Source organism: Maridesulfovibrio ferrireducens (assembly GCF_900101105.1).
GTDB lineage: Bacteria > Desulfobacterota > Desulfovibrionia > Desulfovibrionales > Desulfovibrionaceae > Maridesulfovibrio > Maridesulfovibrio ferrireducens.
Window position 1 is genome coordinate 163,522 of the sequence record NZ_FNGA01000003.1, and the last position, 18,910, is coordinate 182,431.

Below are 18,910 nucleotides of genomic sequence, written 5' to 3' on the forward strand. Positions count from 1 at the left end.
CGGAGATGATGCATACTTGAGCTGCCGAAAATCTAAAAGGTCAAATTGTATTAAAAAAAAGCCCCCGCAGAATTATTATTCCACGGGGGCTTAAAAGCTAATTAGTTAGCTATGATATCGTCGATATTTACTAGGGCTGGACTGTCAGCGTATATTTTTTGTTCCAGTCCAGATATTTGTTAATAAGGACTCTGACATCTGCCGCATTCATTTTTCCGGCTTTTTCAATGAGCTTGAGATCAAGGTCAGGTTCGAATCCTTTTACAATTAAGCTTGCAGATTCTCTGCTTCGTGAAAGCAGACTTTGATGTTCCTGATAGTACTCACCGTTCAGAATATTTTTAGCTCTCTGGATTTCTTTTTCCGGTAGATCATCTTTTTGCAACATGGCGACTGTTTTTTCAAATCCCGCCATTGCCTGTTCCACTTGTTCCGGTTTGGTGCCGATGTAGAAGGCCATGAATCCGGTTTTGGGAGCCTGCCAGAGGAATGCGGTTACTGTGTAGCCGAGGCCCTGCTTATCGCGTAAATCGCGGAACAGAAGTCCGCTCTGTCCGGCAAGGGCCGCTCTGAGCAGAGACAGTCCTGCTGTCGCTTCTTCGTCTTCCATGCCCGGGATAGGAAAGATGGCCATGAGATGCGCTTGATTCCGGTCGGGCAGGGTGAGTTCCAGTTTGTTGTCAGTTCCCCAGTCAGGGACGGGGATTTCGACAGGCTTGTCTTTGAGAACGAGTTTTGCGTCAAGTTCTTTGGCGAAATTCATGAGAGCTTCGCGGTCATAATCTCCGCATACTGCGATGACAAATGGACGGGATGATTGCTTGGCCCAGAAATCACGGATATTTTCTTCGGTGAAGTTCTCAACGTTTGCAGGCACACCTAGGTGGTAATATGAGTAGGTTCCGTTTTTAAACAGGAAGGGAAAGATGTTTCTGAAAGCTAAGCTTACAGGGCGATCTTCTTTGCGTTTAATGGACGAAATCTGATCTTGTTTAGCGCGGTCTATTTCTTCGGCTGCAAATCGTGGAGCAGTCAGAATTTCTTTGATGAGCGGGAACATGTCGGCAGTGAAACGGGAAGGGAACTTGGAGGTTATGGCGAAAACTTCGCGTCCGGCAGAGGCTCCTATGGAGGCGGCTCTGTCAGAAACATAATCTTCAAGTTCAGTTGCGTTCATGCTTGCGGTTCCGCGAGTCAAACTCTGGGAAACCAGCGCGGACAGCCCCTGATCTTCTACTGTTAAATCTGCATCACCGCCGGACCAGTACATGGACATTGCGGTGTATGGCAGGGTCGTATCAGGAATGAAAACCAGTTTGCTACCGTTCGCAAGTTCAATGGTGGAAGCCTCACCGGGACCGGATACGCTGCTTTCATTGGCGGTCACTTTCTTCGCAGGCCAGTTGTCAGCTACAATCTTTTCAAGATCTTGTTCTGTGGTTTTGAATCCTTCGGGCGTGAGCATGCATGATGCCAGCTTTTCAGGAACAAAGTATTCGTCATAAAGCTTTTGAAGCTGCTGACGGGTAATGTTTTTTACATCGTAAAGGTAGTTTTCTTCGGCCTGCTGTCCATTTTCAAAGAACTGAAAATAGCCGAGTTTTGAAGCGAGTCCCGAAAGGGTTTCCTTGGTCAGGAATAATGAATCTTCAAGATTCAGGGAAACACGTTCCATTTCACGGTCGGTAAACTGATTGAAATCAATGGAAGACAATTCGATCATAAGTTCTTTCCAGAACTCTTCTACTTTGTCCGCATCAAGAGTTGCAAAGATATATAGCATGCCGGAGCGCTGAAGTGTCAGCGATGAAACGGAAATGCTGTCGACCATTCTTTTTTCATATTTAAATTTGCGGTAGAGTTTAGAAGTTTCTCCGCCGCCGAGCAGTTCACAAAGAGTCTCAAGCCCTGCAACTTTCGCTGAGCTGATACCGGGAATAGGGAAAGCCGCGCCGATATAAACTTTGTTCCACTTACCGGGAATTATCTTGATAGTCGTTTTTCCGTTTTCAGGAACACCAAATTTTACGGGAGGCACTACCGGCTGTGTAGCTTCTAAAGAACCGCAAAGTTTTTCAGCTTCAAGAGCTACCTGCTGCGGATCAATTTTACCGACAACGCTCAGCAGCATTGATTGAGGCTGATACAGCCTGTCTATGTATGCGTGGATGTCTTTGGAAGAAATTTTTTCGACAGTTTCGCGGTAGCCGATAATAGGCCACTGATAGCTGCTATCTTTCCAGACAATTGATTGCAGTGTTTTGAATATTCTGCTTCCGGGATTGTCTTCGCCTCTTTCAAGTTCGGAAAGCACAACATCGCGTTCAGATTTGAGTTCTTCGGGATCTATTTTGGCGTTGAAAGCCATATCTGTGACGATATCCATGCCGAGCTTCCACTCATTTTCAGGCACTTCAACGTAGTAGACTGTGTAGTCGAAACTTGTCGCAGCGTTCATGTCACCGCCGACAGATTCGATTTCAAGAGCTGTCTGTCCGGGAGCGCGTTTGTCGGTCCCTTTAAAAACCATATGCTCCAGAAGGTGACTTATACCTGCTTGATCAGGAGTTTCATATGATGAACCGGCATGAACAAACAGACGGACATTAACCAGAGGAAATCTGGTGTCTTCTTTAATAAGAAGATTCATTCCGTTTTTGAGTTTGATAATGTGCGGACCGTCACCTGAAGACAAGGCATCTGAAATTTCTTTTTTCAGTTCCTTGATGGCGGAATCTTCAGCAGAGGTTTTCTGTGAAACTTTCAGTTTATCGCTTTGTTCTGTTCTCTCTATCTTGCATCCGGCAGTCATTAGGAGTGCTCCGAGAAGAAGGAGAATGATGGGTAGCTTTTCAATTCTGAATCCTTTTGCGGCTGATACCGCCGCGTTTTTTTGATGTGGGAACATGTCTTTTAAACTCCCGTGTGTCAATCCGTTTTGTAGTACAATCCAAATTTGAAATATGGGGCTAACCCAGTTTGTAGTAAATAATAAAATAGTAAGTAAGCTCGAGAGGTAGATTGGTCAACGGAAGTTTAGGCAAGGTTTAATTTTTTAATTAAATAAAATGGAAAATGCAGTGATTACTCAATGGTCAGTTGTTTTGCCTATTCAGGGGGTAAAACAAGGCTGATAAATGTGTAGTTTTACGAAAAACGTAAAAAAGAAGCTTTGCATGGAGAAAAAAAGCTAGAAACTTAATTAGTTGTCAATATTGATTGATTGACAAAACAGGTGATGAGAGACATTATCGCTCTCCCAAAATACCAGTTGCGAGGTATATTTTTTTCTTTAATTAAACGGAGGTGCTGATGTCTTTCGATTCTAAAGTCACGACTGCCAAGTCGGGCAAAAGTGATGCAATTTTGGATTGGCTCCAGATGTGTTCCGGTGTGGCTCTTATCATTTTTGTATTTATGCATATGAGTCTTGTTTCAAGCGTAATTATCAATACGAATATTATGGATACCATTGCGCACACGTATGAAAAAAACTACATGGCTCAGATCGGCGGGCCGATTCTTTTTCTGCTTTTTCTCTTCCATTTTTATCTTGCTGCACGCAAAATTCCATTCAGGTTTGAAGGTCAGAAAACAATCTGGGCACATGCCAAAATGATGCACCACAGGGACACCTGGCTTTGGATTGTTCAGGTTATTTCCGCAATGCTCATTCTTGTCATGGGTTCAATTCACATGTGGGCTGTCTTAAGTGATCTTCCTATCACAGCAGCTCGTTCAGCGGCCCGGGTTCAGTCCGGACCTTGGTTGTATTTCTATCTCGTACTTGCTCCGCTTGTTGTTCTGCATGTTGTAGCAGGGCTTTATCGTATTGCGGTTAAGTGGGGATTTATCAGAGATTATCAGCGCAGCAAACTTAACAGGTTTGCAACAGGTCTTGCAGTTGTTTTCATCTGTATAGGTCTGGCGACTCTTGTCCGTTTCATGACCCTGACTGCGTAAGGGGGATTGATGCAGACTATATATAAGGACGTACTGATTATCGGTGCCGGACTTGCAGGGGAACGTGCAGCTGCTGAAGCTGCGGGTGCGGGACTTTCTGCTGTCTGTTTAAGTATTGTTCCAGCCAGACGTTCTCACTCTGCTGCGGCAATGGGTGGAATGCAGGCGGCTCTTGCCAACAGCATAATGGGCGAAGGTGACAGCACTGATGTTCACTTTTCAGATACCGTAAAAGGTTCTGACTGGGGATGTGATCAGGAAGTTGCACGCTTATTTGCAGACACTGCTCCTATAGAAATGCGCCGCCTCTGTGATTGGGGAGTGCCGTGGAACCGTGTTGTTCCCGGTAAGTCAAAATACTTCAAGGGCGGAAAACAGTTCGACAAAGAAGAAAAAGAAGAGAAGCGCGGTCTGATTACTGCCAGAAACTTCGGTGGTACTGCCAAATGGCGTACTTGTTATGTTTCTGACGGAACAGGTCATTCTGTTCTTTATACTATGGACAACCGCTGTGCTCAGCTTGGCGTGGAAGTTCATGATAAAGTTGAAGCAATTGCTCTGATTCAGGACGGCGAAACCTGTTACGGCGCAATTGCCCGTTCTCTGCGTACCGGTGAGCTTGTAGCTTATATTGCTAAAGCTACCATGGTTGCTTCCGGCGGTTTCGGTAAAATCTACAAAGCTTCCACAAACGCTGTCATTTGTGACGGCGGGGTGCATGGCGCTGTGCTCGATACCGGCGTTGTTCCTCTTGGAAACATGGAAGCTGTACAGTTTCATCCCACAGGGATCGTTCCTACCGATATCCTTGTAACTGAAGGATGTCGCGGTGACGGCGGAACTCTGCTTGATGTGAACGAAGAACGTTTCATGCACATTTATGAGCCTGAAAAAGCCGAACTTGCCTCCCGTGATGTTGTCGCCCGCTGGATGACTCATCACATGCGTGAAGGTAAGGGCGTTCCTTCTCCTTACGGTGAACATCTCTGGCTTGATATCCGTCACCTCGGCGAAAAGCACATCACTGGAAAACTTCGTGAAGTTTACGAAATCTGTACTTCATTCCTCGGAGTTGATCCTATTCACCAGTTGATTCCTGTTCGTCCTACACAGCATTACAGCATGGGCGGAGTCCGTACTAATAAAGACGGAGCTGCTTACGGACTGAAAGGACTCTTTTCAGCCGGAGAATCTGCTTGCTGGGATATGCATGGGTTTAACCGTCTTGGCGGTAACTCTCTTGCGGAAACCGTAGTAGCCGGCGGAATTGTCGGTCATAAGATTGTTGAGTTTCTCGAAAACTATGAATGTTCTATTCCGACTGCCGTTATATCAAGCACTGCCGCAAAACAGCAGCAGCGCATTGATGATATTATCAGCGGTGCGAACGGTAAAGAGAATGTCTATAGAGTTCGTGAAGCAATGCAGGACGCACTCGATAAGGGCGCGCATGTCTTCCGTACTGAAGAAGGATTGACCAAGTGCGTTGAAACACTTCAGGAAACCTTGCAGCGGGCCAGAAAAGTCGGTCTTCAGACTGATGGATATGGCGCAAGTCCTGAACTTTCAGCAGCACTTAAAATTGAAGGACAGGTTAAACTTGCCCTTTGTGTTGCCTATGGAGCATTGCAGCGTAAGGAATCTCGCGGAAGTCATAACCGCGAAGATTATCCGGCACGTAATGACCGTGACTGGCTCACCCGTACTCTTGCTTACTGGAAGAACCCTGATGATGATCTTCCTACTCTTGAATATGAAGATGCAACTCCTAGCTACGAGATTCCTCCGGGAGATCGCGGATATGGTAAAATGCAGATTATCAGCGCAGACAGCAAGGAGGAAAGCTAGCCGTGGCAAGACAGCTTAAATTCAATATATTCAGATTTAATCCTCAGAATCCTGAATCCATACCTCATATGGAATCATACATTCTGGAAGAAACTGACAGCATGACCCTTTTTATTGCTCTGAATCGTATCCGTGAAGAACAGGATGGTTCATTGCAGTTTGATTTCTGTTGCCGTGCAGGTATTTGTGGTTCCTGTGCAATGGTTATCAACGGTAGACCGGGACTTGCTTGTCATACCAAGACTAAAGACTTTCCTCTGGAAATAACTCTCACACCTCTTCCGGTCTTTAAGCTGGTTGGAGATTTGTCAGTTGATACCGGAACATGGTTCAGGTCTATGTATAATAAGGTTGAATCATGGATTCATACAGATAAAGTTTTTGACGCCAACGCAATTGAAGATCCTATGGAAAATGATGTTGCGGAAGATGTTTATGAACTTGATCGTTGTATCGAATGCGGATGTTGTGTCGCTGCTTGCGGTACCGCCCGTCTGCGTGATGACTTTATGGGGGCGGCGGCTCTCAATCGTTTAGGTCGTTTTGTTGTTGATCCCCGCGATAAGCGTACGGATAAACAATACTTTGATGTAATCGGTTCCGACGAAGGGATTTTCGGATGTATGGGGCTGCTTGCCTGTGAAGATGTCTGCCCGAAAAATCTGCCACTTATGAATCAGCTTAGCTATCTCCGTCGTAAGATGGGGATTGTAGCAATTAAGCAGATGTTTAAAAAATAGAAGTAAGCGCTACAATTTGAATGAAAAAACTCCCGGCAGGTTGCTCCTGTCGGGAGTTTTTTCATTTTTAAAAAAAAATAAATTTGCAAAAATCGGCTCTTGACCTGATCTGATAAGTCTATTAGGTGGTTTTCGAAATAGAAGTTTTTATAAGTAACTTTCAAGTTACGGGAGTTCATTATGGAAAATCTAGCTACGGCAGATATGCAGAAAAATAAAGATGAGAGCGACGGTACCGTGTACGTTCCTTATCCCGGTGCAGACACCAAATATAAAGATAATCACCGCGACTGGCGTATTTATAATCCAGACAAATACCTTGATCCTAACTGGTCACCGGACAAAGAATAACAGTCTATAGTTTGATTTGGATATATAGGCCGTGGGAGTAACCTCCTGCGGTCTTTTTTATTAATGACTATTTTTGCCAGATGTAAAAATTATCTCTATGTTCTATCCAGTGCTGTAAACCGAATTTTTGTATTTTCCTGATATTGTTCTTTGGCATCTGACCGCATCGGGGTGCCAGAAAATCAAATTTATCACATCCTTCCACTTCAGGACAATCCCAGCATCCTTCGTATTCATTAGAAAAACAGCATTCCATTATTTTACACGGAACGCCGGAACATCCGCCGCCTACTCGACAAGCCCAATTGCATTCTGTGCCGGCAAGCGCATTTAAAACCTCTTCAAATTCATCATATTTTTGGAATTGTTCACCGAAGGGGCTTTTTATTTTTGCGTATTTATCGAAGTTAATCTCTATAAGGTGCTCTTTCAGCAGAAGGGCATATACGCTGTATTTGTTTTTGTAATGAATACAATCAGGACAGTATATCCCGCAGCAAGCAGTATTTTTTTTGGATTTCATTTTATATATTGAGCCTATTTAATGACGCATATTTTGTTGAATCTGTGGTGTCTACTTATGAACGTAATCATAAAATCGTGTTAGAGTAAAGAATGAGGCTCTTTCAGGGTAAATTAAATCCAAATATCTTCATCTTCGATTAAAAGCTCAGCAGTTCCGTTTGTTTCTTCAATGATAGTCTTTGTAAATTCTTCCACCCGGTTTGATGGCATAATTAAAGTAAAAGTAATGTCCGTTCCGAAGGTTTGTTCCTCTATTTTTGCTGTAAAGCCTTCAAGCATGCGGCGCAGCATTCCTTCCTGCGCGTAACTTATTTCAAGTGTTACAATCCGCATGGGGACTTTCATTACAATTTCGAGTGATTCAAGTCCTTGTTGTACTGCTCCTGAATAAGCCCTGACCAACCCTCCTGTGCCCAGCAGGATTCCTCCGAAGTACCTTGTAACAACCGCGGCAATATCTCCGATTCCGCTGCCTTGCAGGACTTGCAGCATCGGTTTTCCGGCTGTTCCCTGCGGCTCTCCGTCATCGCTCATTCCCATGTCTCCGGTCTGCGAGGGGCCGGCGATAAAAGCGGAGCAGTGATGTCTGGCATCCGGGAATTCTTTTTTTACGGCAGCAATGAACGCTTTTGCTTCATCTTTACTTTGTACGCGGCAGATATCGCAAATAAATTTACTCTTCTTAATTATACTTTCAGTTCTTTGTGCCTCTTTAGGGACGGGGTAAGCTTTATTTTCCATAATTTGAGATAAGTCTGGTTTATTCATTAATTATAAGTGGTAAAAGCAATGTTTGTACTGATTCCCAGCTGTTACTTTAAGACAGCTTTAAATTAAAGTTCTTTTTATCCTTGACTTGCTAATAGTAATTGTTACTATTTAATCAAGGTTGATGGAAAAAGAGCTAACAGTTTAATAAGGAGACGGTTATGGGAAGCCTAAGAGAATACAGAAATTGGGACATTGATTGGGACATGACTCCGGAAGATGCCGTGATGTTATATTTGGAGTGGGGTAACCACCCATGGGATAGCAAGTTCCCTCCGGTAACTTCAAAGAACGATTACACAAATTATTTCACCGTTTATATGTGGGATGAAAAGCCGAGAGTACTTTTTGTCCGCAGAAATTCGGAAGAAGCCCGCGAGTTGCTTAGTATTGATCTGCCTAAGGGTATAGCAGAAAGATTCAGAAAGTCAGTGGGCGGATTAAAGGGAAATTATCCCGTAAATGAAGAAGTCAGAGAATGGATTGAAAATCAAATGGATAATTAGCTCCCATCTCCTTATTACCCAGCCTTAGAAAGGGAGGGCGGTTATGCCGCTCTCCCTTTCCTTTTGTAAGGAGAAATGTCTTTTTTAATTATGGGTAGCCGTACTTGTTATATTTGGGTTATAATTCTTGAGGTGATTGTTATATCTCTGAAATTTACCTCTATTTAAAGGAGAAGTATTATGACCCGTGATAAAAGCCGGTATTGTTGCAGATTAGTTTTAGTTGCTGTTATGTTTTGCTTTTTATTCGTAGCAGGTTGCTCAAAAAATGAAGTTACGATTCAAGATCCGATCTCAGTTGCGGAAGTTGAAAATGCGCAAAAGCAATGGGCGGATATGCTGATAAATGTCGGAGCGGTTCATTCCAATGGCGGAGATTATAAAAAAGCTGCGCAAAATCTGATTAATCAACTTTATGCGTATAATTATGAAAAAGGCATAGTCTTATTTAAGCCGACCAAAGCCAAAATTCATCCATTTCGGGTTTCAAAAGAAGGGGCTCTTTCCTATTTTATAGGGGATAATTCAGAATATCTGGAAGATAAGGGGTTTGCCTTGGCGCCTTGGGTTGATATTAAATTTCATAATGATGAAATGTATATGCACGGTGATATGGCCATTGCCATGGGGGAATATCTTTTCACAGATACAAAAGGGAACACCGCAAAAGTTGAGTATACATTTGGATATATAAGGGATGAGTCCGGAGCCTTAAAGATTGTTTTACATCACTCGTCTCTTCCGTATCAGGACTGATTTTTTAAAATAAGCTGATTATAATACGTATTTTAAGGTTGTAACTACTTATTATCATGAGTGAATAAAAAAAGTGCACCTGTATTCTATATATAGGTGCATTTTGTTGCTTGTGTTCCCTAAAAAAATAAGTAGGATGTTTCTTCTTTTGATTATTAAATCGAAATGTCCCTTTAAATGCACCAACTTGCTGACAATTCTTTCGGGAACGGTTTCTGAAAGGCATGAACTGGGTTTCTGGAATACATGCTTTAGATTGTGGCGTTATGGTTTTCAAGGAGGCTCGGATGCCTGTTAAGTTTGCCGATCGGATGTCTACTGTCCACAGATCTTTCATTCGTGAAATACTCAAAGTCACTGAAGATACATCTATTATTTCTTTTGCTGGCGGTTTACCTAACCCGGAATTATTTCCTGTTGCTGATCTTGAAGCTGCCGCAGTTGGTGTTTTTCAAGATTCAGGACCACAGTCTTTACAGTACTCAACGACTGAAGGTTACCTTCCACTGCGTGAGTATATTGCTGCTCGCTATAAGGAAAAGAAGGGAATTGATGTCAGTCCTGATGAAATTCTCATTACTTCCGGTTCACAGCAGTGTCTAGATCTGCTTGGTAAAGTTCTTCTTAATGCCGGAGACAAGGTCATTATTGAGCGTCCCGGTTATCTTGGAGCAATTCAGTCTTTTTCAATGTTTCAGGCAGATTTTATTACTGTTGATCTTGAAGCGGACGGACCTAATCTTGCGGAGCTGGAAGCAGCTTTAAATCAAGATAAGGTCAAAATGTTTTATGCTGTAACAAATTTTCAGAATCCTTCGGGATTGACCTATAGCGCCGAGAAAAGAGCAGGCGTCGCTAAGCTTATGAAAGGACGCGATACTCTGTTTATTGAAGATGATCCATACGGTGAACTCCGGTTCAGGGGAGAATCTCATCCTCCTGTTGTCAGAGGATACCTTGACGAAGGTGGAATTTTACTCGGATCTTTCTCTAAAGTTGCGGCCCCTGGATTCAGGCTCGGCTGGATGGTTTGCGGCGGCGAAATGCGCGACAAACTGATTATTGCCAAGCAGGCTTCGGACTTGCACACCAGCACTTTTGCTCAGCGTGTAATGCATCGCTATCTTACTGATAATGTTCTGGATGATCATATAGAAAAGATCAAAGAACGTTATGGTAAACAGAGAGATGTTATGGTTGAAAGTATCAAAAAATACTTTCCGGCCGAGGTCAAAATAACCGAACCTGAGGGCGGAATGTTTTTGTGGGCGACTCTTCCGGAATCTCTGTCTGCTATGGACTTTTTTGATGAAGCTATAAAAAATAAAGTTGCTTTTGTTCCCGGTCGTCCTTTTTATGTTGATGACAGCGGTGAAAATACTCTTCGTCTTAATTTTTCAAATTCCGATGAAGAACGCATCGTTGAAGGGATTAAGCGTTTAGGCGCAGGTTTAAAGGATTTCATTGCCAGAGCGTAATGTAATATTTAGTTAATTGGTTATTTATTAAGGAGGTACAGATTTTTATAATCTGTACCTCTTCTTGCATTTAAGAAATAAAGAGAATACCTCCCTTTTAGGTATAGTTTTTTTAGAAGTTAAGTTAATTGAAAATCAGAGGTTTGATCATGTCAGAACATGTAGTTGTCATAGGTGCTGTAGCACTTGGACCTAAAGCGGCTTGTCGTTTTAAACGACTCAGACAGGATGCCAAAGTAACACTCATCGACAGAGATGATGTTTTTTCTTACGGCGGTTGTGGAATTCCTTACTTTGTTTCAGGTGATGTTTCGGAAGCAAGTGCTCTTCGTGCCACTGCCTTTCATATGGTGAGGGATGAACCCTTTTTCAAAGATATCAAAGGTGTTGAGGTCCTTTCCAGTACGGAAGCCACTAAAATAGATCGCGATAAAAAGCAGGTTCATATCACGAACTTGAAAACGGGCGATAAGAGTGTGCTTGATTACGATCAATTGGTAATCGGTACCGGAGCTACTCCCCGTAAATTAAATCTTCCCGGTGAAAATCTGGAAAATGTATATTACGTCGGTAATATGCACGATGCCGAAAAGATTAAACAAGGCATCACTCAGGGCAAGTTCAGTAAAGCCGTTGTTGTCGGTGCTGGATTTATCGGCCTTGAGATGGCGGATGCTTTTTCTGATATGTGGGGAATTGAAACAACTGTTGTTGAAATTTTCGATCAAATTCTACCCCGCATGGTCAGCCCTGTGCTTGCTAAGATGGGTCAGAATCATATGCAGGAGCAGGGCGTTGAATTTAAACTCGGACAGACTGTTACCCGTATTGAGGGCGACGGCAAAGTTGAGCGGGTTGTAACTCCTGACGGAACTATAGAAGCTGATATCGTAATTATTTCAGCCGGCGTTCTTCCTAATGACAAGCTTGCACGCGAGTGTGGACTTGATTGCAGCGAGCGTGGTGGAATTCTTGTTGATGAAACTATGCGTACTTCCGATCCTGATATTTTTTCAGGTGGTGACTGTGTAATAATTAAAAATGCTGTCGATGATTCTCCTTTTTATCTGCCCATGGGGTCCATGGCCAACAGACAGGGGCGTGTTATCGGTAGTAATCTTGCGGGACGCAATGAAGCTTTTCCTGCCGCTGCCGGATCGTTTGTTGTTAAGCTTTTCGAAAAATCTATCGCGGGTACCGGTTTAAGTCTCGCTTCTGCTAAACAGGCCGGCTTTGATGCTGTCAGTGTAATGCTGATCATGGCTGACAGAGCACATTTTTATCCTGTTAGGGATATGATGATTCTGGAAATGACCGTTGATAAATCCACTCGCCGGGTTCTTGGATTGCAGGGTTATGCCTCCAGCGGAGATGCAATGGTCGGACGTATCAATGCTGTTGCCGGTATGATGAAATTCAAGCCTACCATCGAAGATGTAAGCAATCTTGAAGTAGCTTATTCACCGCCTTTCTCATCAGCAATGGATGTGCTTAACGCCATCGCAAATATGGCGGATAACGCTCTTGCCGGCATGAATTACGGACATGGTCCTGATGTTTTCGCTAAATACTGGGCTGACCGTGAATGCGGTGATTACTGTTTCCTTGATGTTCGCGAACACGCAGATGCTGAACCGTTTCTCGAGAAGTATCCCGAGTATTGGCACAATATCCCTCAGGGTGAAATTCCTGCCCGCTTCAAAGAACTTCCAAAAGATAAGAAGATTGTTCTCGTCTGTAATACGGGTGGTCGCTCATACGAAGCTCAAGTTATGCTTCATGGACTGGGTTTTGATGAAGTGCTGAATACTCAGGGCGGCATGGCTGTAATTAAAGCTTGGGGTGTCGATATCTAGCTGTCTTCTTGAATTAAATTCTTTCAAAAAATAAAATTAATTCGTTATTAATCAGGTTCAAGGCTTAAGTGTCACTATTTGACGCTTCGGTCTTGAACCTTTTTTTATATTAAAAATTAAAATCGCTCAATTAATGAGTGCTTTGAAAAGTATTTTACAGTTGTTTGTTTAGGATTCATTATTGCTATACAAATCTATTTGCTATAATATAGAAAAAATTTAAGTGATTTTTGGGTTTTTTATAAATTAATTTAAAATCGGGAACGGTTGAAGCGAGGGGTTATGAGGTTTCTTATTATTGATGACGATGAAACCGTCCATATGTATCTGACGCAACTTTTGTCACCGTATGCTCGTTGTGAAGCTGTGTTTAACGGAACAGAAGCTCTGGATATATTTAAGAAAGCTGTTGAGGATAGTGATCCGTTTGATACGGTTTTTATGGATATCCTGATGCCGGAAATGGATGGACACGTTGCGACAAAAAAACTTCGCGATTTTGAGCTCCAGCGGGGGATTGAAGGGCCTGATGAGTTCAAACTTGTTATGATTACTTGTCTTAACGATACTAAAAATGTGAGTCAGGCCTTTTTTAAAGGTTACGCCAGTTGTTATATAGTGAAGCCTTTCAGCAAGGTTAGAGTTTTAAATGAACTTCGCGAAAATAATATTTTATAATTTAAAATGTATTTAATATATAAGTGCGGTCGGTATTTTTGATCGCACTTTTTTTGTGTTGATTATAGTTGTTTTTGTTAAGCCTTCGGCACATTGTCTATCCGCAGTTGACTGGAACAATGTCGTAGTCCATATTCGTTCTTAAGTTGATTGTAATAAAAATATGAATTCAAAATTAGGAGATTAATAATGATTGCAAAGAAGATCACCACATTTTTTCTGTGTACCTTGATGGCCTTGTCTCTTTCAGGTTGCGGCGCTGTTTTACTCGGCGGAGCAGCAGCAGGTGGAACTTACGCCTATGTAGCAGGTCAGGCAAAACGCCAATATAATGCCAATTTAAGCTCTACTTATCAGGCTACATTGAAAGCTTGTCAGGGACTTGGTTTAAAAATTGAGAGTAATGAGAAGAGGATAAGTGACGCATCGATTAAGGCTATTGATGTTGACACTACAATATACATTGACATGAAGAGCATTTCTTCCAGAGTTACTGAAGTTTCAGTCAGGTATGGTATGTTAGGTGATGAGCAGGCTTCATCAAGAATTCTTTCAAGGATTAAGAGTAATTTGTAGGTTTAATCAGCCCTTATAAATAAAAAAAGCACACTTGACTTAGTTAAGTGTGCTTTTTTTTATTATTTTCAGCTCCAATAGATTAATGGTTTTTTGTTGTCGATTTTTTTTCATGCTGATTTAGTGTTCCTTGCAGATTCCATTTGATGAAAATCAGCACTCATAATATTTGCCCGATCATCCTGCTGAACATTCCAGTTTTCATTTGTGAGCACGAATATTTCACATTTTTCCTGAGTTGTTTTGACCTTTGGGTCAACTTTGGTGCTAATCTTTTTCTGTGGAGTTGGGATTGGTGTTGTCTTTTTCATAAGTCCTCCCTTTGCTGAATGGTTATATCTTTATATTTAGAATATAACTCTTCTGAGGTGGCAAGACAATGCCTATTTGAAATAAAATAGCATGAAAGCAAAATCTATCTGTAATACTTAGTAATATAATAATTTAGTTAAGACTCATAAATAACAAGATAAATTGTAAAATACAAAATAAAGTTCAACAATTACAAAGAGTTTTAATTGCTATTTTTAACACTGTCTTTACCAACGGCTGCATAGGACTTGTTATTTGTTTTTAGATTTTTTTTTAAGCTGTTGGGGTGCTCTAAGGTATTAGGATGGCTATTGCGGTATAGTTTTTGTATGGTAGGAAACATCGAAATTAATTTTCAGTTGCTTCTAATATTTAAATAAACCGGAGAGCAATACAAGTGAGATATTTAGTCACTGCATTTGCACTATTTATAATGATTTTTTCAGCGACGTTATCCATGGCTGAAAGTGAGAAAAGAAATGTTCTTTTTCTCAATTCTTATCAGAATGGCTACGCATGGTCAGATGATATTCTGGATGGTGTCAGAGAAGTTTTAAATGATAGCAATCTGAATATTGATCTGCATATTGAATATATGGATACAAAGCGGTTTAAGGGTGAAGAATTTATGGAAATTCTGCATTCTTATTATGCTTTCAAATATAAAGGTTACAATTTGTCGGCGATTATTGTTTCGGATAATGCGGCGCTGAATTTCATGCTTAAATATCAGGATAGTTTCTTTTCTGATGTTCCGGTTCTTTTTTGCGGTATTAATGATTTTAAACCTGATCTTATCAAAGGAAAGAATAACTATGGCGGAGTTCTCGAAAATCCGGATATTGAAGCCAATGTAAATCTTGCTCTTACGTTTAATCATGACATTAAAAAAGTTACAGTTGTCGGAGATAATTCCGTAACATCTCGAGCAATAGTTCATCAGATAGAAACAGCTGCACCGCTGTTCGCCGGCCGGTTAACCTTTGAATATTGGAATGATCTCACCTTGGCTGAACTGCTCAAGAGGTCTCGTGGCATGGATCGCAATGAGATTCTTCTTTTTACTCCTTTTTATAAAGGAGCTCACGGTGAATTATATACAGCGGAAGAAGTCCTTCAGATTATATCAGATAACTCTCCGGTTATGGTTTTCAGCGTATGGGAATTTCTTCTTGGACATGGCATAGTCGGGGGGAAACTTCTTTCGGGGCAGGATCAAGGACGGCAGGCCGCTAAAATGGCTGTCGAGGTCTTGCAGACAGGTCAGATGCCCGGACAGAAAGTAGTCTTGGGTACGAATGAATATTATATGTTCGATTATAATATCCTGAAAAAGTTCAATATAGATCAAACACTTTTGCCCGAAGACAGCATTATTATTAATGGGCCTGACTATTTTTATAAGCTGAACAAACAGGTTTTCTGGACAATTATAGTTTCCTTGTTTGTGCTCAGTATTATTTTAATTTTTCTGGTTATTTCTATTTTACAGCGCAGAAGGGTTGAAAAAAGAATTAAGGCACAGTTGTCTTTTCAGGAAATTCTTATGGATACCATACCCCTACAAATTTGCTGGAAAGATAAAAGTCAGCGGTATCTCGGGGCAAACAGCTCTTTTACTGATTTCTTTGAAATGGGTTCTCCCTCGGCAATCATCGGTTTGGATGATTCCGTACTCAAGCCTGACAAGGAGTTTGCAGAGGAAGCCGCTAAATGGGATAAGCAGGTTATTGAAACAGGGAAACAGCGTTTACGCATCAGTTGGGCAATGACGCGTGAAGGTGGTGATGCTGTCTGGTTGGATATTAATAAGGTTCCACTTTATAATGAAAAAGGGGATGTTGTAGGAACTCTTTCAACGGCCCAGGATGTTACGCGTAGAGTTAATCTTGAAAAGCAACTTCTTCAATCGCAAAAGATGGAAGCAATCGGGACTCTTGCCGGTGGTATTGCTCATGATTTCAATAACATCCTTACTTCCATCATAAATTCGGTTGAACTCGCGATGAATGACGTGAAAGAAGGAACCATCACTTGGAAAGATTTAGATCGAGCTGTAAAAGCCGCTCAGCGCGGAAGCCGTGTTGTTAAGCAGATTTTGACGTTCAGCCGTCCTTCACAGGAAGGTTTTAAACCTACAGATATTAGTGATGTTGTTCGCGAAACTGTCGATTTTATTAAAGCTTCCCTGCCAAGAAATATTCGGGTTACGGCGAATGTTTCTGAAGATGTCCCGTTAATCATGGCTGATCCTACACAGATTCATCAGGTAATAATGAATCTGTGTACCAATTCTTTTCAGTCTATCAGGGATAGTGGGGGGCATATTGAGGTTTCTCTTAGAACTGTAGATGTTGATGATGAGCAGGGACAGTTTATGCGAGTTAAATCAGGGAAATATCTTAAACTCGCAATTTCAGATAATGGTCCGGGCATTCCTGTGGAAATATTGGATAAGATTTTTGATCCATTTTTTACGACCAAAGGTAAAGCTGAGGGAACCGGGCTTGGACTCGCAGTTGTCCACGGGTTAATAAAGGGACATGGTGGCGGTACAAGTGTACATAGTTCTCCGAATGTTAAAACAAGTTTCGAAATATATCTGCCTGTTACAAGTCAAATTAGAAATTTGGATAATAAAAGTTATGGGCCTTTGCACCTTGGGCAGGAAAGTATACTTTTTGTTGAAGATGATGAAGATCAGCTCGAAACAACACCTAGGATATTGGAAAGTCTCGGATATACCGTTAAAGCTCTATCATCACCTGCTGAGGCGTTCAAATTAATCAGTGCAGACCCTCATCAATTCGATTTGATCATAACTGATTATGATATGCCGGAAGCTAACGGTTTGGACCTTGCCAAAGATATTCAGAATGTTGCACCGGCTATTCCGGTGCTTATCGTCTCAGGGAGAAGGAATTTCTTAAACTTCGCGTCTGAAGTAAAAAATGTCAGGAAAGTCCTAATGAAACCATACAGTAAGAACATAATTGCGGATGCTATTAGAGAAGTTCTATTGTCCACGGAGAAAAATGATGGGTAGAATTCTTATAATAGATGACGATGTGCAGGTTTGCGAAACAATTGAAAGTCTTATTGTTCGATCGGGTCACGAAGGAGATTATGCTCATACTTTGTCCAGCGGTATGGATAAAGTTGAGAGAGTTGCCTTTGATCTCGTTTTTTTAGATATTTCTTTACCGGATGGAAACGGGCTGGATTTTCTGCCGCGCATAAAGGGTTCATCAGGTTCTCCGGAAGTTATTATTCTTACCGGAAAGGGTGATGATGACGGTGCGGAACTCGCTATACAGGGCGGGGCATGGGATTTCCTTGTTAAACCTTCATCAATTAAGCAGATATCTCTTTCCATGAGCAGGGCTTTGGCTTTTCACAATGAGAAGAAAAATAAAGCTCAACGGGTCGCCCTTAATTTAGATAATATTGTCGGTAAAAGTCCCGAAATAAAAAGTTGTTATGATCTTGTAGCTCATGCGGCAGGCTCTGATGCAAATGTGCTGGTAACGGGTGAAACCGGTACAGGTAAAGAGCTTTTCGCCCGTACAATTCATGATAATTCCAGACGCGCACAAAATAATTTTATTGTTGTGGATTGTGCTTCGCTTACCGAAAATCTGGTTGAAAGCACCTTGTTCGGGCATAAGCGGGGATCGTTCACAGGAGCGCAGGCAGACCGTAAGGGGCTAGTTCCTTTAGCAGATAAAGGCACTCTGGTTCTTGACGAAGTAGGGGAGATGTCTCTTTCCGTGCAAAAATCTTTTTTGAGAGTTTTGCAGGAAAGAACGTATCGTCCGGTCGGAGAAAATAGAGAATTTAAAAGTGATTTCAGATTGATAGCTGCTACAAATAGAAATCTTGAGGCGATGGTTGCCAAGGGCGAATTTCGTCAGGATCTTTTATACCGCATCCAGACTATTCATATCACTTTACCGCCGTTAAGGGATAGAAGCGGTGACATACTGGAACTTACTGATTTTCATTTGAGAAGGCTTCGCACTCAGTACGGAGTCCCTCCCAAAGTTGCCAATTCTGACTTTTATGATGTTTTAGAAAATTATGAATGGCCCGGTAACGTCCGTCAATTGTTCAATGTGGTAGAGCAGGCTTTTATTGCATGCGGCAGTGGGAATACTATTTATGCCATGCATTTATCAGATAATTTAAGAATTAAAATGGCAAAATCTAATCTTAAAAAAACTGAAGCCGTTGTAATTCGTGATCAAGGACGACTGGATTACGAAACAATGGAAGAGTCTGAAAAAGTGGACACGTCAATTGATTCTGTTGTTTCAGCGACTGTTTCAGATCTTTTTTTGAGTGAATTGCCATCTCTAAAAGTTTTTAAGGGACTTGCCGAGAAAAGGTATCTTGAAGAACTATTAACTAGGTATAGTGGAGAAACGTCCGTTATCTTAGGTGTTTCTGGTCTTTCTCGTTCGCACTTTTATGCTTTGCTTAAAAAATATGAGATTAGTTATTAGTTAATAAAATATAATGTAAGCATTAGTCCGTTTTTTAGGACAAGCCCT

Annotated in this window: 16 protein-coding genes; 12 read left to right on the forward strand and 4 right to left on the reverse strand. The window is 41.7% G+C overall.

Annotation, left to right across the window (positions count from 1 at the left end):
• Window positions 1-130: 130 nt before the first annotated feature.
• Window positions 131-2,908 carry a M16 family metallopeptidase gene (locus tag BLT41_RS09990; protein ID WP_092160758.1) on the reverse strand — a complete coding sequence of 926 codons (2,778 nt, stop codon included), beginning with the start codon at window positions 2,906-2,908 and terminating at the stop codon, window positions 131-133.
• 404 nt (window positions 2,909-3,312) lie between these two features.
• Between BLT41_RS09990 and BLT41_RS09995 the strand changes: the two genes are divergently transcribed.
• The 4 genes from BLT41_RS09995 to BLT41_RS17460 all read left to right on the forward strand — a co-directional run bounded on the left by BLT41_RS09995 (window position 3,313) and on the right by BLT41_RS17460 (window position 6,902).
• Window positions 3,313-3,963 (forward strand): succinate dehydrogenase/fumarate reductase transmembrane subunit, encoded by a 651-nt coding sequence (locus BLT41_RS09995; RefSeq protein ID WP_092160759.1) that lies wholly within the window; start codon window positions 3,313-3,315, stop codon window positions 3,961-3,963.
• Window positions 3,964-3,972: 9 nt separating this feature from the next.
• On the forward strand, window positions 3,973-5,811 hold the full coding sequence (locus BLT41_RS10000; protein ID WP_092160760.1) for a fumarate reductase flavoprotein subunit: 1,839 nt from the start codon (window positions 3,973-3,975) through the stop codon (window positions 5,809-5,811).
• A gap of 2 nt (window positions 5,812-5,813) precedes the next feature.
• Complete coding sequence (locus BLT41_RS10005) at window positions 5,814-6,551, forward strand: fumarate reductase iron-sulfur subunit (protein ID WP_092160761.1); 738 nt, start codon at window positions 5,814-5,816, stop codon at window positions 6,549-6,551.
• Window positions 6,552-6,731: 180 nt separating this feature from the next.
• Complete coding sequence (locus BLT41_RS17460) at window positions 6,732-6,902, forward strand: hypothetical protein (RefSeq protein WP_170830358.1); 171 nt, start codon at window positions 6,732-6,734, stop codon at window positions 6,900-6,902.
• Window positions 6,903-6,969: 67 nt separating this feature from the next.
• Here the strand turns inward: BLT41_RS17460 and BLT41_RS10010 are convergent, their stop codons facing one another.
• Together BLT41_RS10010 and BLT41_RS10015 are read right to left on the reverse strand one after the other, a co-directional pair.
• On the reverse strand, window positions 6,970-7,425 hold the full coding sequence (locus tag BLT41_RS10010; protein WP_092160763.1) for a DUF3795 domain-containing protein: 456 nt from the start codon (window positions 7,423-7,425) through the stop codon (window positions 6,970-6,972).
• A 113-nt stretch (window positions 7,426-7,538) separates the two neighbouring features.
• Window positions 7,539-8,168, reverse strand: coding sequence for a YigZ family protein (locus BLT41_RS10015; protein WP_092161613.1), 630 nt, complete (start codon window positions 8,166-8,168; stop codon window positions 7,539-7,541).
• A gap of 188 nt (window positions 8,169-8,356) precedes the next feature.
• Here BLT41_RS10015 and BLT41_RS10020 point away from each other — a divergent pair, with 188 nt between their 5' ends.
• The 6 genes from BLT41_RS10020 to BLT41_RS10045 all read left to right on the forward strand — a co-directional run bounded on the left by BLT41_RS10020 (window position 8,357) and on the right by BLT41_RS10045 (window position 14,045).
• Window positions 8,357-8,701: a DVU0772 family protein gene (locus BLT41_RS10020; protein WP_092160764.1), complete on the forward strand. Its 345-nt coding sequence runs from the start codon at window positions 8,357-8,359 to the stop codon at window positions 8,699-8,701.
• A gap of 180 nt (window positions 8,702-8,881) precedes the next feature.
• Window positions 8,882-9,457 (forward strand): hypothetical protein, encoded by a 576-nt coding sequence (locus tag BLT41_RS10025; protein WP_092160765.1) that lies wholly within the window; start codon window positions 8,882-8,884, stop codon window positions 9,455-9,457.
• A 287-nt stretch (window positions 9,458-9,744) separates the two neighbouring features.
• Window positions 9,745-10,935 carry an aminotransferase-like domain-containing protein gene (locus tag BLT41_RS10030; RefSeq protein ID WP_092160766.1) on the forward strand — a complete coding sequence of 397 codons (1,191 nt, stop codon included), beginning with the start codon at window positions 9,745-9,747 and terminating at the stop codon, window positions 10,933-10,935.
• Between the two features lie 149 nt (window positions 10,936-11,084).
• The gene (locus tag BLT41_RS10035) at window positions 11,085-12,791 is read left to right on the forward strand and encodes an FAD-dependent oxidoreductase (RefSeq protein ID WP_092160767.1); all 1,707 of its coding nucleotides are present in this window, start codon (window positions 11,085-11,087) and stop codon (window positions 12,789-12,791) included.
• 282 nt (window positions 12,792-13,073) lie between these two features.
• The gene (locus tag BLT41_RS10040; protein WP_092160768.1) at window positions 13,074-13,469 is read left to right on the forward strand and encodes a response regulator; all 396 of its coding nucleotides are present in this window, start codon (window positions 13,074-13,076) and stop codon (window positions 13,467-13,469) included.
• 189 nt (window positions 13,470-13,658) lie between these two features.
• Window positions 13,659-14,045, forward strand: a complete 387-nt coding sequence (locus BLT41_RS10045) for a DUF3568 family protein (protein ID WP_092160769.1) — start codon at window positions 13,659-13,661, stop codon at window positions 14,043-14,045.
• 110 nt (window positions 14,046-14,155) lie between these two features.
• Here BLT41_RS10045 and BLT41_RS10050 read toward each other — a convergent pair whose 3' ends face one another.
• Window positions 14,156-14,356, reverse strand: coding sequence for a hypothetical protein (locus BLT41_RS10050; protein ID WP_092160770.1), 201 nt, complete (start codon window positions 14,354-14,356; stop codon window positions 14,156-14,158).
• Window positions 14,357-14,754: 398 nt separating this feature from the next.
• Between BLT41_RS10050 and BLT41_RS10055 the strand changes: the two genes are divergently transcribed.
• Both BLT41_RS10055 and BLT41_RS10060 read left to right on the forward strand, forming a co-directional pair.
• Window positions 14,755-17,403 (forward strand): hybrid sensor histidine kinase/response regulator, encoded by a 2,649-nt coding sequence (locus tag BLT41_RS10055; protein ID WP_244512244.1) that lies wholly within the window; start codon window positions 14,755-14,757, stop codon window positions 17,401-17,403.
• Window positions 17,396-18,862 carry a sigma-54-dependent transcriptional regulator gene (locus BLT41_RS10060; protein ID WP_092160771.1) on the forward strand — a complete coding sequence of 489 codons (1,467 nt, stop codon included), beginning with the start codon at window positions 17,396-17,398 and terminating at the stop codon, window positions 18,860-18,862. Before BLT41_RS10055 ends, BLT41_RS10060 begins: the two co-directional genes overlap by 8 nt.
• Window positions 18,863-18,910 lie beyond the last annotated feature (48 nt).

Bases quoted from the DNA above. Each gene is read 5' to 3' on its own strand.
- BLT41_RS10030 (WP_092160766.1), top strand. From the start codon at position 9,745: ATGCCTGTTAAGTTTGCCGATCGGATGTCTACTGTCCACAGATCTTTC.
- BLT41_RS10035 (WP_092160767.1), top strand. From the start codon at position 11,085: ATGTCAGAACATGTAGTTGTCATAGGTGCTGTAGCACTTGGACCTAAA.
- BLT41_RS10020 (WP_092160764.1), top strand. From the start codon at position 8,357: ATGGGAAGCCTAAGAGAATACAGAAATTGGGACATTGATTGGGACATG.
- BLT41_RS10000 (WP_092160760.1), top strand. From the start codon at position 3,973: ATGCAGACTATATATAAGGACGTACTGATTATCGGTGCCGGACTTGCA.
- BLT41_RS10015 (WP_092161613.1), bottom strand. From the start codon at position 8,168: ATGGAAAATAAAGCTTACCCCGTCCCTAAAGAGGCACAAAGAACTGAA.
- BLT41_RS10045 (WP_092160769.1), top strand. From the start codon at position 13,659: ATGATTGCAAAGAAGATCACCACATTTTTTCTGTGTACCTTGATGGCC.
- BLT41_RS09990 (WP_092160758.1), bottom strand. From the start codon at position 2,908: ATGTTCCCACATCAAAAAAACGCGGCGGTATCAGCCGCAAAAGGATTC.
- BLT41_RS10050 (WP_092160770.1), bottom strand. From the start codon at position 14,356: ATGAAAAAGACAACACCAATCCCAACTCCACAGAAAAAGATTAGCACC.
- BLT41_RS10060 (WP_092160771.1), top strand. From the start codon at position 17,396: ATGGGTAGAATTCTTATAATAGATGACGATGTGCAGGTTTGCGAAACA.
- BLT41_RS17460 (WP_170830358.1), top strand. From the start codon at position 6,732: ATGGAAAATCTAGCTACGGCAGATATGCAGAAAAATAAAGATGAGAGC.
- BLT41_RS10040 (WP_092160768.1), top strand. From the start codon at position 13,074: ATGAGGTTTCTTATTATTGATGACGATGAAACCGTCCATATGTATCTG.
- BLT41_RS10025 (WP_092160765.1), top strand. From the start codon at position 8,882: ATGACCCGTGATAAAAGCCGGTATTGTTGCAGATTAGTTTTAGTTGCT.
- BLT41_RS10010 (WP_092160763.1), bottom strand. From the start codon at position 7,425: ATGAAATCCAAAAAAAATACTGCTTGCTGCGGGATATACTGTCCTGAT.
- BLT41_RS09995 (WP_092160759.1), top strand. From the start codon at position 3,313: ATGTCTTTCGATTCTAAAGTCACGACTGCCAAGTCGGGCAAAAGTGAT.